The organism is Methanobacterium sp. SMA-27 (genome assembly GCF_000744455.1).
In the GTDB taxonomy this organism is placed as follows: Archaea; Methanobacteriota; Methanobacteria; order Methanobacteriales; family Methanobacteriaceae; genus Methanobacterium_B.
Genome location: NZ_JQLY01000001.1, coordinates 1856696 through 1872050, shown reverse-complemented (window position 1 = coordinate 1872050; position 15355 = coordinate 1856696). Strand labels below are relative to the sequence as shown.

The following is a 15355-nucleotide window of genomic DNA, read 5'->3' as shown; positions in this document are numbered from 1 at the left end:
AATAGGTTTTAAAGGAGAATATCCCTATATAGCCCCATTTATAATATGCATTTGATGGTAAATTCATATATTTCTTATCAACTAAGCATGGGAAGAAAATTAAAAGGTTTCAAAAAACCCCTAAAGTTGCTGTTGAGATAGAAAAATAAGAAGATAACCTTTCAGAGTACAGATTTGTAACGTTACAAGGTAGTATAAAACAAATAGAAGAATATAATGAGAAATTAAGAGTAAGAAAACTTTTCGTAAATTTATACATGATAAATCTCTTTCAAAAAATGTTCTCGTAGCTTTAGGACACTCGCCTACTGATGAAGTGGAATCCATAATTAAAGAAGGAAGATCCTTTGTTTGGAAGTTGGTAGATGTTGAAAATATAATCGGAATAAAAACTTCATGATATGTTTATAACGAATTTATTCAATAAAATTTAAGAAAAAAATTGATAAAATTCAAAGATTAGTTATATGGCTCAATTTTTTTGTTACAATATTAATTCCTTAATTTAGAATTAATATATGGCTATAGAAAATCATAACAGAAATACAATAACAATATATTAGCATATATTAGCATATATCTGAAATTAAGTTAAATTCTAAAAATAAGTGACTACAAATGTACAAAATAACTTTGATTCCAGGAGATGGAGTGGGGCCAGAAGTTATCCAAGCCCTTTTACACATACTTGAAGCAGTTGATCTTAAACTAGATTATACGATGGCTTGTGCTGGAAATGCATGTTTCCAAGATACAGGAAGCACTATTCCTGATGAAACAATATTAAAAGCAAAAAGATCTGATGCAACACTTTTCGGAGCGGTTACAACTGTTCCAGGGCAGAAAAGTGCAATAATTACTTTGAGAAAGGAATTAGATATGTATGCTAATATCAGGCCTGTAAAATCATATCCTGGCACGAACTGTTTTTACAATGACCTTGATCTGGTAATAGTAAGAGAGAACACAGAGGGACTCTACTCAGGCATAGAAGAATACACAACTGATGGCGCAACAGCTTTAAGAGTCATTACGAATGATGCATCTGAGAAAATATGCAAATTTGCATTTGAATATGCAGAGAAAAATGATCGAAAAAAAGTAACTGCAATTCACAAGGCCAATGTATTGAAGAAAACTGATGGAATTTTTAAGGATGCATTTTATAGAATTTCAAATGATTTCCCTAAAATTCGTTCAGAAGATAAATACGTTGATGTTGCTGCTATGTTCCTAATAACTAAGCCGCATAATTTTGATGTGATAGTCACAACCAATCTTTTTGGTGACATTCTCTCTGATGAAGGTGCGGGATTAGTAGGTGGCTTGGGAATGGTTCCATCTGCAAATATTGGGGATAATAATGCATTATTTGAACCTGTTCATGGTTCTGCACCGGATATAGCAGGTTTTGGAATTTCAAATCCATCCGCCATGATATTATCAGCTGTGATGATGATGGATTACCTTGGAGAAACTTCAGAAGCTCGAAAACTCGAGAATGCTCTTTTGGATGTGTTAAATGAAAGAAAATTTTTAACACCAGATCTGGGAGGATCGTCAAAAACCATGGAAATGGCAGAAGAAATAAGATCTAAACTTATTTGAATGTGTTAGCATAATTTTTAGATATTGAATCAGCATTTTTTCTAAATAGATATGATGTTCAAGGACTTTCTATAGTAACTTTTATATGGATTTCCTTTCATAAACTACTCCATAGGATAGGTTGATATTGACAGCTCAGGCTGTTTTTAGGTTAATTTTTGAACAAAAGTTTGGTTAATTTAATTCTAATCAAACTTCTATAACCTCAAATTGCTTATAATGCTGTTTTGAAAATTTTTATGATATTTTTGGAGGTATATTATATGAAAACTACTATTAGTGTAATTAAAGCGGATGTCGGCAGTATAGCTGGACATGCAAAGACTCACGTAGCTTTGCTTAATAAATGTGATGAAATACTTGCAAAGGCAAAAGAAGAAGAACTACTGGTGGATTATCATATCACCAACTGTGGTGATGACATTGACCTGATAATGACCCACAGAAATGGAACGGAAAATGAAGATGTTCATGGATTAGCATGGAATGCATTTATAGAAGCCACAAAAGTTGCAAAAAGTCTTAAACTTTACGGTGCAGGCCAAGATCTGCTATCAGACACTTTTTCTGGTAATATTAAAGGAATGGGTCCAGGGTGTGCCGAGATGGAATTCAAAGAAAGACCATCCGACCCAGTAATTGTTTTCTGTTGCGACAAAACAGAACCCGGTGCATTTAACATGCCAATATTTAAAATGTTTGCAGATCCATTTAACACAGCTGGACTTGTTATAGATCCTTCTCTCCACGGAGGATATGATTTTGAGATATTTGATGTTATTGAACATAAAAAAGTTACAATGTCTTGTCCCGATGAAATGTACGATGCACTTGCATTACTAGGTTCAACTGGAAGATATGTAATAAAACATGTCACTAGAAGAAGCGATAACGAAATTGCAGCTTCAATAAGTACAGAAAGATTAAATTTAATGGCTGGCCAATATATTGGAAAAGATGACCCAGTTGCTGTAGTAAGATCACAATCAGGATTCCCAGCAGCCGGTGAGGTAGTTGAACCATTTGCATTCCCCCACCTTGTAAGTGGATGGATGAGAGGTTCACATAATGGTCCATTAATGCCTGTAGCTCAGAGAAATGCTACACCTGTAAGATTTGACGGACCTCCACGGGTAATTGCACTTGGATTCCAGATTAACAACTCAGAATTAGTAGGGCCATTAGATATGTTTGACGACCCAGCATTTGACAGATCAAGAGCACTTGCATCAGAGGTCGCAGAATACATGAGAAGACATGGGCCATTCGAACCCCACAGGTTACCGGCAGATGAAATGGAATATACCAGTCTTCCTGGCGTTTTAAAAATGTTAGAAGGTAGAATGAAAGATATGGATTAGGTTCAAACCTATCCATTATATTTAATTTTTTTTATCATAACATTTATTATTTTTAAAAACCATTATTTAACAGTTTTTTGCATATCCCGCGGGGTATATCTAGAATATTTTCTATCTTATCCATTACAGCCCCATCACTTGTTGCAACTATACCATCATGGTTTTTTACTAGTTTTACAAGTTCATAATCTACATTTTTATTTGTTACAGCATTTCCTTTGAGTTTATTATTTTTTAACAGTGAATTTGTTAGTTTAGCAAGTTCGCCACTCTTACTCACTGGGCTGTCATACAAAAAATAAACACATTTGGGATGATAATGTTTTAATAAATTAATAATGTTGATCAAAGCAATTTCAGTTTGTGAATTGATTTTATATCTGCCAAAAATAGCATTTGTGTCCCTTAAAACTCCATCATCACACATTATAATCGAACTATATTCATGATTGCAGATACTTTCAACAGTTATTAGAACATTATAACCATCTATAAAAATAGCTTTATTATTTATGCTGCTAATATTAACTATCTTAATTATTCGATTAAAGGATGTTAAAGTTGAAAAAACCTTCCTAGCCAGATAATTTCGTGCATTTTTGTCTAGAAGATATTTATTTGCAACGAAATTCAATGCAATTTTTTTCCTGTAACCCCTATTTAAAAGAAACTTTAAATCGTATGATGCATCTTTCAAACTTTTTTCAATGTCTTTAGATGGCATTTTAGTTCTAAATTTAGTTTTTAACTGTAAATTATGATATTTTTTCAACCTTTTCTCTTGGCCACTATGATAGGTACTCTGTCAGAGGCATTTTCTGCACGGTCAGCTATGTTTCCAAGCCTTAAAACAGTACTTTTAAGTTCAATATGTGTAAGTATATCTATTTCACCATTTTTATACTCTATATACAGTTTTTTTAGTATTTTTCTTTCTATTTTATCAACGGCTTCTTCCAATTTTTCAACTTCGTGTGCCTTTGTGAGTGCTTCGCCAAGATCTTCATCTAATAGTTCGATACATTTTTTAAGGGCGGATACTGTGTCATATACTGAATCTATAAGATCTGAAAAGTCATTTTTATAATCATCCGGGAAATTGATTTGGCTCAAACATATTCCATATGCTGTTTCCTGGGTCATATCTGCGACACTGTCAACTTGTTCCGCGAGAACTATTCTATCTTCTCGATCAAATGGTAAAAATGCCCCTTTGAAAAATTCTATTTCCATTTTTCTACGTACGTCATCTGCATCATGTTCCAACTTTGAAATTTCTTCAACTTTCTCTTTTACAGAATCAAAGTCATTAGCATAAAAATATGTCATTAACATTTTTAGCTGGTTTAAACATTCATATACCATTTCTACATGGTCTTTTGAGTATTGCTCAACTTTAGACTCCCTTTTGAATAGATTTCTCATTTTATCCCCGGTTTAGGATCATTAATTATAACTATTATCTATTTATATAAGTTTGTTTAGAAGGCGTATTGCATCTAGAAGTCCATGTGCATAGGTTATACATCCAAATGATGTTAGATAATCCTTTTTTTCAAGGTAATAGTCTGTGTCTTTCCTGTAGTTTATGGCCATTTCCACAACTTTTCTCTCATCTTCATCAATTTTTATTGATTCTATTTCTTTTATATTTTTTGTAAATAATACAACATCTTTTTCAATTCTTTCAATGGCATCCATAATATCATCCTCTTCAGTTAAATCTAAATTCTGCACACTCTATTATTTAGATATTATCTCAATAAAAAAATTGAATGGAATTAGATTTTTTTAATTTTTAGTAAAAAAATTATTAGAAAATTGATTAATAATAAGACCTTTTTTATAAATATTTTTTTATCATAATATATTATAATTCAAGCAAAAAAAAGGTAAAAAGGATATATCTTTTTATAAAGATTTAAAGACCTTTAAGTTCTTTCCATGAGTGATACACTCTTTGGAACACTGTTACATATCCTAAGATCATTATAAGAATTATGGCTATTCCTAAAGGATTCATGTTGAAGAGTTGTACACTGGTGAAATAACTTAGAAATGCTCCTATCATTATTATTACCAGACGTTCTGCACGTTCTGCAATTCCAACATTACATTCTATACCCTCGGATTCGGCTCTGGCTCTGACATAACTTACTGTTAGAGATGCGTGCAATGCAAGTATACCGAAGATCCAGTTTACATATCCACCATATATTATTCCAATTATTATAAATGCATCTCCAAACCGGTCTGCAGTTGAATCAAGCACTCCACCAAACTTTGTTGTTTGATAATTGTTTCTTGCTACAGCACCATCTAACATGTCTACAAATCCACTTAAAGCTATAAAAAGACCTCCCCAAAGCAGATTGCCAGTTGCGAACATGTATGCAGATAAAAAACTTACTAATAGGCCAATTATTGTTAGGATGTTAGGATTCACACGGATTCTTTTGGCTATGGGATCCAAAAACATTTTAACTTGTGGTCGGAGACGGTTCAGCATAAAACTAAATATGGACCTTCAATGGATATATACTTTGGATGGAAATGGAAAAATTACGGTGAGTTATTAATGAAGATCATAAAAATAAATGAAGATATTCCAGAATCCGATAAAATAGAAATTGCCAGAAATGTAATGAAGCAAGGTTCTATAATAGTTTATCCTACAGATACAGTTTATGGAATTGGGGCTAACATATTAGATGAGAAAGCAATTTTAAAGGTTTTTTCAGTAAAAAAAAGGCCTAAAAATAAACCATTATCAATATGTGTTTCAAGAATTAAGGACATAAAAAAGATTGCATATATGGATTTAAAAACCGAAGAGATTGTAGCGAAAATCCTACCCGGGCCATTCACATTAATTTTAAAGAAAAAGAAGAATGTATCACCTTTTTTGTCAGCAGGTAGTAACAAAATAGGAATTCGAATTCCTGATAACAAAGTTTGTAGAGAGCTCTCAAGGGATTTCCCAATTACAAGTACTAGTGCTAATATATCAGGTCATGATATTCCAGAATCAATTGAAGAAGTATTAAAACAGTTAGGATCTTCAGTTGATATGATTTTAGATGCAGGTATATGTAAACATGGAGTACCATCAACTGTAATTGATATGACCGTATATCCTCCTGAAATAATTCGTAAAGGAGCAGGATACGAAGTATTTATCGAATCAATGATTTAGAAAATTTCTTATATTTCTCTATTTAATTATCTAAAAGTTGCCCTAATATTTTAATGAATTTAAAAAATTGTAATATAATTTACTGTTCAATATTAGATATATTTAAAATACTTGATTATTTAGTTAATATTTGAAGGGATATTCTGAAATCCTTTTATATTTTTAATGGAATATTTTAAAATTTATTGTGGTGTATTAATGGGAATATTTCTGTATTTTGTCAAACTTGCTTTATTTCATATATTTAATGTAGATCATTGAAGTTATAATGGGTACTACTAATATTTTCAATGGGTACTTTGTTTTATGACGCTGCAAACTTATTTCTATCATTAATTCCAAATCAAAATTAAGAAATTTATATTGATCACTATTTAAGAAAATGAGTACAATTATATTATTCACGATTTATTGAATGAAATCATAGAGATATCTAGATTATGGGAGATTTTATGAAGGTTTTATCGGATTTGAATGAGAATGGGAAGATACCCACAGGATCCCCTATTGATGTTATTATGGGCGGGGGAATAGAAAAAGGTTGTTTAACCCAGTTTTACGGGCCTCCAGGTTCTGGGAAGACCAATATAGTTTTACAGCTACTTGTTTGCTGTGCAAAAAATGGTGATAAGGCCATATTTATTGATACCGAGGGCGGATTATCTATAGAGCGAGTTAAACAAATATCAAACAACCAATTTGATAGATTTGCAAATAATATACTAATATTCGAACCAACAAGCTTTAATGAACAAATCGAAGTATTGAAGAAGGTAGAAGATCTTCTGGATTCTAAGCGAGAAAAAGTGGAATTAATTATATTGGATTCTGCAGTTGCACTCTACCGTCTTAAAGAGGGTGATTCAACTCAAACTAATCGTGAACTTGGTCAACAAATGGCTTTACTATCAAGAATCGCTAGAAAACATAATATTGCAGTGGTTATAACTAATCATATATATTCTGTGTTTGATGGGGATGGAGTTATTGAGCCAGTTGGAGGAACTATTCTTAAGTATTGGAGCAAGATAGTAGTTGAACTTGTACGTGCCAATGGCCTCGGTGAGAGGTCTGCAATATTAAAAAGGCATCGAAGCAGGCCTGAAGGTCTCAGGGCTCGTTTCAGAATTGTTGATCATGGAATTGAATAAGAGAATAAATTTAAGAAAATAATTTTAAATGGTATTTGTAACCATAAAGTGTCAATAAACTTATAGAATAAAAATTGGAAAAATATCCGGGAAAAAACAGAAGTTAAATAGATTGAAAAACACAAGTGTGATGTTTAAGAATATTAAAGTCAATTTAGAAAAAATATAAAATGTTTTGAGATACAAGAAAATTATAAATAAATTAAAATGGTTAAAAAATATATTGACTTGTATCTAAATAGATTACATAAAAAAATATAATACTATTTAATATTATTTTTGGATGTGTTAGGAATGGCTTATTTGATTTGTAAGAAATGTAAAAGCTATTATGAGCTTAAACCTAAAGAAAAACCAGAAGATTTTAGTTCTGAATGTGAATGTGGTGCTAAATTAAAATTTACTAAAAACTTTAATGTTAATAAAAAAGATTGGGAAGAATTTTTAATAGAAGGAGTTTGTCCGGTTTGTGGAAGAGAAAATCCTGAAGGTTCAAATTATTGTGCATGGTGTGGAAAAAAGATTAAAACTCAAATTAATGAATATTAAGATAATTAGAGGTTAATAATGAATTTTTGAAGCAGGGATAATTAAAAACCATCAGATTTGTATTGTTTCCATTGTGTTAAATGGGATTTTAATTGTATTTATTTAATATAATTTATTAAAATAATCAACTGTTTTTTTATATTTTTATAAAAAAATGTCTATTTCTAAAAATATATAACTGTTAAAGAGTTCAAAATATTATCTTCAAATTTAGAAATTTAATCTACAGTTTTAACTATGAACTTAAATTTATAAGTTAGAATATTTTATATTGGAGAAATACCAAAGTAGAACTAGGATTGAGGGGGGTAATTTGTATATGTTAATTTACAAGGATAAATATGAAATTGTTCATACAATTCCTCTTAATTTCATTTACAATGAATGATAATTTAAATCATTTCAAATAAAATAAATAGTAAATTGTGAAGTAAAAAAGGATTTAATATTTATAGAAAATGGAATTTGGATATGAAATAGAATTATTAAAGGTGGACAACCTAAAAATTCTAAATATCTATTTTTAATAATTTCCATTAAAAGTGTAAGTGAGACATATGATTTCACCAAAAAAATACGCAAAACCTGCAAAGACAATACCAAAAGGCTATAAAACAGCCAATGAGTTCTTTAATTTTGTATTTAACGATGAAGACATGATCTGGATGGGCCAAAATACTAACCATCTCCATGATGAGAACCAGATTATGGACTCAATGATGCATAGCATCAAAAAACGTGACTACAATAAATATCCGCCACCAGAGGGATTTCCAGAACTTAAAGAGCTTATACTAAAAGATTTAGGACTTCAAAATGCGTTTGATATTCTTGTGACTGCGGGTGGTACAGAATCGCTCTATTTATGTACCAATGATATTCTGGCACCTGAAGATAATACCATAACATGTGATCCCGGTTATCTAATAATAGATAACTTCGCAAGCAGGTTTGGTGACCATGTGAAATCTGTACCAATCTACAATGAAGAGTGTGGTTATAAACTTACACCTGAACTTGTAAGGGAGAATATGGATGATAATACCAAGTTGATATCCCTAGTTGATCCTTTAAACCCACTTGGATCATCTTATACTAAGGAAGAGTTAAAGGAGTTCGCAGATATTGCATTAGACAATGATATTTACCTACTTAATGACATCACCTATCGTGATTTTGCAGAGGATCATCATCTTATGGCCAAAATCGCTCCAGAACATACTGTAACAGTTTATAGTTTTTCAAAGATTTATGGTATGGCTGGTATGCGTATTGGTGGTATAATAGGCGTACCGGAAGTTATTAAATCCATAAAAAGTATTGTTATAAACGATCTTGGAACTAATGTTGTTTCCCAGAGAGGTGCCATAGCTGCCGTAAAATCCAAGAAAGAATGGCTTGGTCACATAAAAAATACAACAAGATCAAACCAGGAAATTATCAAGAAGGCAGTTGATCAAGTTGAAGGAGCATTCATACCAGTATATCCTTCTAACGGTAACATGTTGGCAATTGATATTTACAATACAAATGTAACTCCTCTGGCTATTTCAGAATATCTGTTAGTTAGGAAGGTTTTTACTCGAGAAGGATCCTATACAAGTAAAGATTTTGGGCATAGATATTTGCGTGTAAGCTTTTCCATACCGCCAGAAGATGTTAAATATTTTGCTAAGATATTTGTAGAAGGTATGAACATACTCAAGAGTTTTAAGTAATTTAATCTTTAGAATTCTTAATTTTTTTTTATTTTTTCAAATGAATTATAAAAAACTTAATTCACTTTTTTTATGTATAAAAAATAAATTTAAAAATTAATCCTTTGAATATTTATAATATTGACTTTCTAATAACTTCCTATTGATTTCTTTTCCATGCCCCGGTATAAATAAAGAACAATGGGTATTAAGAAGTTTTTTCCAGCTTTTAATCAAAATTTTAGTATCATCGGCAAATGGTGGATAAACAGAATTTCCAAACACACCAAACAATGTATCTCCTACAAGTGCTATTGAATCGTCGATAATAACGCTTATTGATCCGTTTGAATGACCAGGAGTATGTATAATATCTACATTGAACCCTAAATTGTTTAAACTGTAATTCTCATCGATAAGAATATCAGGATCTACAGGTTCATAACTATAATGTGATTCCATTTTTTTTCCAATCACATCAATTAAAAATCTTGTGACCCCATTGTTGCCTTTAGGTAATGGTGCATTACCCATTTTCAGATACTCTGTTTCTCTTCCATGTAAAATTATCTTGGAATCATATTTTTCCTTTATTTTAGATGCATTTTCAGCATGATCAAAATGGGTATGGGTTAAAATTAGGTTTGATAAATTATTTTTTCCTAAAAGCTTATCAATCTGCAGGGTCAGTGTTTCCCATGAGTTTTTACGACCTGTATCTACTAAGATAGAAGTATTTTGATTACTAATTAAAAAAGAATTACTTCTACCATTTAAAACTTGGTAAATAGTGCAATGATTTGATTTCCATAGTTTCATAATATTTTATATGGTTTTTTTGTTTATTTTTTTAAAAGAATAATTTAAATCACTTTATCTTTAAGTATTGACACAACTAGGAAAATAGCTAAAATTGCGCTTATTACAAAACCCAAAACGCCTAAATATGGAAATTTAAGTAGAAATATCCCATTATCCGTAGTCATAATCATGGAAGAACCGATAAGGAGAGCTGAAAGTATTATGGCAATAGATAATTTATTTACTATACGTTCAAGACCTTCATGTTCAACTTTAATCCTTATTTCTCCTTCTTCAAGTTTATACAGCGTTTTTGTTATGGTTAATGGTATATTCTTTAATACATGTTCTGTTTCAATAATATTTTTCTTTATATAATCAATGAAGTTTAGAGGTGTGAGTTTTTTTCTTATGACCTTCATCATTATAGGTTTGCATACTTCCACTGCATTGAAATTAGGGTCTAACTTTTCTCCTGTTTCTTCTACCATTCCAATACCCCTTGCTAGTAATACAAATTCTCTGGGCATTGAAACATGATATTTTCGCATTAGATTTATTAGATCGTTCATTCCCCCATGAACTTCATTTAATTCAGTTCCATAGTATTTATACATCATATCTGTAAGATCGTACTTCAATGATCTTGTATCGACCTTATCATTTATCATATCCATATAGGTGAGTTGATTTATCATACCACTAACATTATTGTCAATAAAGTATATTATCAATTCCGCTAGATTTTGTTTGAATTCATCATCTAAAATCCCCATCATCCCAAAATCAATATAACAAATAACATTATCATTTAAAATGTATATATTAGATGGATGAGGGTCTGCATGAAAAAATCCATACATTATGACCTGTTTAAAATATGATACTGCACCACGTTCTGCTATCAATTTCAAATCAAAACCTTCAGCTTCCGTAACATCAGAAACCTTTTTCCCCCAATTAACTCCATTGTTATAATCTTTAACGAAGAATAATCAGAGTATATTTTGGGTACATGTACAGTTTCATCATCCTTGAAGTTGTAGCTGAATCTTTTTAAGTTCATTGCCTCATTTTCATAATCAATTTCCTTTAAAATAGAACGTTTAAATTCTTCAACAATACCCGGAATATTGTATATTTTAAACTGCGGAATGTAAGTATCAATCCTCTTTGCTAAAAACTCCATTATAGAAATATCACTTTTAATGATATGTTCAACACTGGGTTTTTGAATTTTAACCGCAACATCCTCACCAGTTTTAAGAACAGCACGATGAACCTGCCCAATAGAAGCAGATCCTAGAGGTTCCGCATCAAAACTACTAAAAATACTCTCAATGGGGTGTTTCAGCTCTTTTTTAATTGAAGCTTTCACAACATCAAATTCAATTGGAGGGTTATCATCCTGTAATTTGGTAAATTCATTTGCAAATTTCCTCCCAACAAGATCAGGGCGAGTGCTTAGAGTCTGTCCCAGCTTAATAAAGGTTGGGCCTAATTCTTGTAAAACAAATCTCAAACGTTCTGGAGCAGATTCATCTAGCTCTTCCAAGGACTCATAATCATAAGATGGAGTTATGAAAGGAATTTTATGTTTTAATTTAATTTTTTCAATCAAGTAACCAAATTCATATTTAGAAAGAACTTTGATAATTTCTTTTAGTCTTTTAAGGTTATTTTCATCTTTGCTTGCCATGGAATCACCAGAAAAATCAATGGGATAAGTATTGTGAACTATCCCTTCCTTTTGGAAGGGGTTTCTTCCTTCATTGAATCCACTTTTGTGGTTTTCTCAGAGAAGCTTTAATTTCCGTAGTTCCTACGGTACTGATTAAATTTTGCTTATCTAGTGCAAAATCACGTATATTAACTGCTGCATTGACATCGCGATCATGTCTCTTTTCACACTTTGGACAAATCCATTCACGATGATGTAATTTTAAATTACAGTTATGGTATCCGCAATGGTTGCATATTTTGCTTGATGGTTCAAATTGTCCTATTTGGATTAATGTTTTACCATACCATTCACTTTTATATTTTAATTTATCTATGAACCCTGCCCCGCCAACATCACTTATACTTTGTGCGAGGTTATGGTTTCGTAGCATGCCTTTAATATTCAAGTTCTCCTTTGTTATTGCTTGGTTCTCACATATAATAGATTTACTAAGTTTATGCTGGAAATCCTCACGTATGTTTTGTATTCGTTCATGAATCTTTGATATTTTGATTCGTTGTTTATTACGATTCTTTGAACCTTTCTGTTTATGTGATAACTTTCCTTGTTCACGTTTAAGTCGTTTCAACTGTTGTTTAAGTGGTCGTGGATTATTAACCTTATCACCGTTACTAGTGATTAAGAAGTGTGTTAATCCCATATCCAATCCTATGGTGGTTTTCTGATTGAATTTTACTTTCTCAGGAATGATTTTTTATCATCAATTAGAATACTGATATAATATTTACCAGTATTTGTCAATGAGATTGTTGCTGTTTGCTTTTTACCTTTGAATTGTCTATGTAATTTTGTTTTTACCCATCCTATTTTAGGAAGGTATATTTTATTGTTATTGAAATCAACTTTATAATTCTGTGGTACATTGAATGATTGTACCCTATTTTTCTTTGATTTAAAATGTGGGAATCCTTTTTTCTCTCTATAAAACTTTGTGAATGCATTATTAAGGTTGAGTGTAGTTCCTTGTAATGATTGATTGTTAATTTCTTTGAGCCATACTTCATTTTGTTTGAGTAATGTTATTTCTTTGTTAAGAGCGAAATGAGATATTGATTTACCAGTTTCCTTATATGTTCGAATTTTATATTCTAATCCCCAATTATACACGTATCTACATGCTCCAAAATGTTTGTTAACCATTTCTTCTTGATTTTTAGTCGGATACATTCGATATCTATATGCCCTCAACATAATATTATTTATTATCAAATTATTATTAATATATTGTGATTGGATTCATCCCCACCCTCACGGGTGGGGTCTTCTCCAACATTAGGATAAAAAAGACTATAAATGGGATATTATTTAGTTTTATTTGTTTGCATATCAAAAAAAAGTTTATTTTTATATAAAAAAAATTTATGAATGTTTAAGATGTTTTATAAGATATTATTTAAAAGTAGAAGAATGTTTAACTATCCAAATAGTAATATTCTCCTTTTTCTTTTTGTTCCCTGTCCAGATAGCTTCCAAATTTATTTACACGTGGTCTTTTAGTTTCTTTGTCTCTTCTAAACGTGATTCCTACAGAAGACAAGAAAGTGTTCATTGCAGATCTGAGATTCATCGGGCTCGAAGCATGGCCTTTAACACCAGGTTCACCATCAAAAACCATGGCACGATCAGAAATATAATCTATGAATACTATATCATGGTCTATTATAATTGCAGCTGCATTACGGCTTTCAACAACTCTTTTAATGGCTTTTGCCGCTTTTAATCTCTGCTCAACATCTAGAAACGCAGTTGGTTCGTCAAAAAGATATATTTCAGATTCCCTTGATAGCGTTACAGCTACAGAAAGCCTTTGAAGTTCTCCTCCACTCAACTCGTTTACTTCCTTATCCATTAATGCCTCTAATGAAAATGGTTTTAATATTTCTGTTTTGAACATATTTGTTCCATAGGTTGGAGCAGTGGTTATTAGAAGTTCCTGTACAGTTCCATCAAAATCTGATACAAGGTACTGGGGTTTGTAGGCTATTGTTACTTTTTTATTGATCTTTCCCTCATTGGGTTTTGTAACTCCTGCAAGCATTTTTGCATAGGTTGTTTTACCAATACCATTGGGTCCAAAGGCAGTGATAATTTCATCATGCTGTACTTCACCTTCATCTACATCTAATGAAAATCCATCGTAAGATTTTTTAATTGATGAGTAATCTGCAAGAACTTCTGCTTCAATTTCCAATGCCGGTGGTTTCACATCAAAAATAATTGGCTGTTTACGGAATCTAACATTTTCTTCCCTAAGAAAACCATTAATATAAGTATTGATACCCACACGAACTCCTCTCATATGCGATACCACACCATAAGCTCCAGGCTGACCATATAAGATATGGACATAATCAGATATTGCATCTAAAGTAGCAAGATCATGTTCAATAACCATAACAGATTTACCTGATTCTGCAAGATTTCGAACTACCTTAACAGCATTTAAACGCTGTCTAACGTCAAGCCATGATGTAGGTTCATCAAAGTAATAAAAATCAGCTTCTCTGAGGGCAGCTGCAGCAATTGCAACTCTTTGGAGTTCTCCTCCACTCAACTTAGAAACATCTCTTTTTAAAATACTTCCAAGTTCAAGTAAATCAATTACTTCCTCCATTGCACCTCTTTCATCTACACCTTCCATTAGTTTTTGAACATTTCCTTTAACAAATTTTGGAAGGAGATCAACCATCTGTGGTTTATGAACAACTTTCAAATCTCCTTTTGAAAGTTTAGTGAAATAAGACTGGAGTTGAGAACCCTTAAAATAATTAATAATATCTTCCCAGGCTACATCTTCATCGTAATTCCCCAGATTGGGTTTTAATTCTCCTGAAAGTATTCTAATGATAGTTGACTTCCCTATACCATTTGGTCCAAGTATTCCAACAACAGATCCTTCCTTTATGTTAGGTAATCCAAAAAGTTCGAATAAATTCTGACCATATCTGTGTATTGGGTCGTCAAGTGCTTCTGGAAGATTTATAATACTCACTGCATTGAAAGGGCATCTGTTGGTGCATATACCACATCCAGAACAGAGTTCTTCGGATAATATTGGTTTTTTAGTTTTTGAATCAATTGTGATGGTGTCTTCTTCCATTCTAACGCCAGGACAGTATTCAATGCAAACATAGTTGCATTTTTTGGGCTGGCATCTATCATGGTCTAGTATGGATATTCTTGTCAAGTTAATCACCAAAAAAATGAGTTTTCTATGATTTAATAAGATTATTAATGTTATGGGGTGC

At 31.6% G+C, this 15355-nt stretch carries 14 protein-coding genes and 1 pseudogene; 6 read left to right on the top strand and 9 right to left on the bottom strand.

The annotated features are described in order from the left end of the window. Positions 1-618 precede the first annotated feature (618 nt). On the top strand, positions 619-1608 hold the full coding sequence (gene aksF, locus DL91_RS09370; protein ID WP_048191256.1) for a homoisocitrate dehydrogenase: 990 nt from the start codon (positions 619-621) through the stop codon (positions 1606-1608). A gap of 263 nt (positions 1609-1871) precedes the next feature. Continuing rightward, positions 1872-2969, top strand: coding sequence for a fructose-1,6-bisphosphate aldolase/phosphatase (gene fbp, locus DL91_RS09365; protein WP_048191254.1), 1098 nt, complete (start codon positions 1872-1874; stop codon positions 2967-2969). A 52-nt stretch (positions 2970-3021) separates the two neighbouring features. Here fbp and DL91_RS09360 read toward each other — a convergent pair whose 3' ends face one another. The 4 genes from DL91_RS09360 to pgsA all read right to left on the bottom strand — a co-directional run bounded on the left by DL91_RS09360 (position 3022) and on the right by pgsA (position 5478). Beyond that, complete coding sequence (locus DL91_RS09360; protein WP_048192681.1) at positions 3022-3693, bottom strand: DUF434 domain-containing protein; 672 nt, start codon at positions 3691-3693, stop codon at positions 3022-3024. Between the two features lie 44 nt (positions 3694-3737). Continuing rightward, positions 3738-4394: a TIGR00153 family protein gene (locus DL91_RS09355; protein WP_048191252.1), complete on the bottom strand. Its 657-nt coding sequence runs from the start codon at positions 4392-4394 to the stop codon at positions 3738-3740. Positions 4395-4436: 42 nt separating this feature from the next. Next, positions 4437-4670 carry a DUF357 domain-containing protein gene (locus DL91_RS09350; protein ID WP_048191250.1) on the bottom strand — a complete coding sequence of 78 codons (234 nt, stop codon included), beginning with the start codon at positions 4668-4670 and terminating at the stop codon, positions 4437-4439. Between the two features lie 220 nt (positions 4671-4890). Further along, positions 4891-5478, bottom strand: a complete 588-nt coding sequence (gene pgsA, locus DL91_RS09345) for an archaetidylinositol phosphate synthase (RefSeq protein ID WP_048191248.1) — start codon at positions 5476-5478, stop codon at positions 4891-4893. 69 nt (positions 5479-5547) lie between these two features. Here pgsA and DL91_RS09340 point away from each other — a divergent pair, with 69 nt between their 5' ends. From DL91_RS09340 to DL91_RS09325, 4 genes are all read left to right on the top strand, one after another. Next, positions 5548-6165, top strand: a complete 618-nt coding sequence (locus DL91_RS09340; protein ID WP_048191246.1) for an L-threonylcarbamoyladenylate synthase — start codon at positions 5548-5550, stop codon at positions 6163-6165. Between the two features lie 452 nt (positions 6166-6617). Further along, positions 6618-7316, top strand: a complete 699-nt coding sequence (radB, locus tag DL91_RS09335) for a DNA repair and recombination protein RadB (protein ID WP_048191244.1) — start codon at positions 6618-6620, stop codon at positions 7314-7316. Between the two features lie 294 nt (positions 7317-7610). After that, positions 7611-7865, top strand: coding sequence for a zinc-ribbon domain-containing protein (locus DL91_RS09330; protein ID WP_048191243.1), 255 nt, complete (start codon positions 7611-7613; stop codon positions 7863-7865). Positions 7866-8422: 557 nt separating this feature from the next. Further along, on the top strand, positions 8423-9583 hold the full coding sequence (locus DL91_RS09325) for a pyridoxal phosphate-dependent aminotransferase (RefSeq protein WP_048191242.1): 1161 nt from the start codon (positions 8423-8425) through the stop codon (positions 9581-9583). Between the two features lie 96 nt (positions 9584-9679). On the opposite strand, the gene DL91_RS09320 is transcribed toward DL91_RS09325, so the two are convergent. The 5 genes and pseudogenes from DL91_RS09320 to DL91_RS09305 all read right to left on the bottom strand — a co-directional run bounded on the left by DL91_RS09320 (position 9680) and on the right by DL91_RS09305 (position 15294). Beyond that, a complete protein-coding gene (locus DL91_RS09320; RefSeq protein WP_048191240.1) occupies positions 9680-10381 on the bottom strand; it encodes an MBL fold metallo-hydrolase in 702 nt (233 codons plus the stop codon). A gap of 44 nt (positions 10382-10425) precedes the next feature. After that, positions 10426-12062 (bottom strand): annotated as a pseudogene (locus DL91_RS09315) (ABC1 kinase family protein). A gap of 70 nt (positions 12063-12132) precedes the next feature. After that, positions 12133-12795: a transposase gene (locus DL91_RS14400; protein ID WP_255343965.1), complete on the bottom strand. Its 663-nt coding sequence runs from the start codon at positions 12793-12795 to the stop codon at positions 12133-12135. Continuing rightward, positions 12780-13298 carry an RNA-guided endonuclease TnpB family protein gene (locus DL91_RS14395; protein WP_255343938.1) on the bottom strand — a complete coding sequence of 173 codons (519 nt, stop codon included), beginning with the start codon at positions 13296-13298 and terminating at the stop codon, positions 12780-12782. Before DL91_RS14395 ends, DL91_RS14400 begins: the two co-directional genes overlap by 16 nt. Positions 13299-13518: 220 nt before the next feature. Beyond that, entirely contained in the window at positions 13519-15294 is a 1776-nt protein-coding gene (locus DL91_RS09305; RefSeq protein ID WP_048191239.1) for a ribosome biogenesis/translation initiation ATPase RLI, read from the bottom strand. Positions 15295-15355 lie beyond the last annotated feature (61 nt).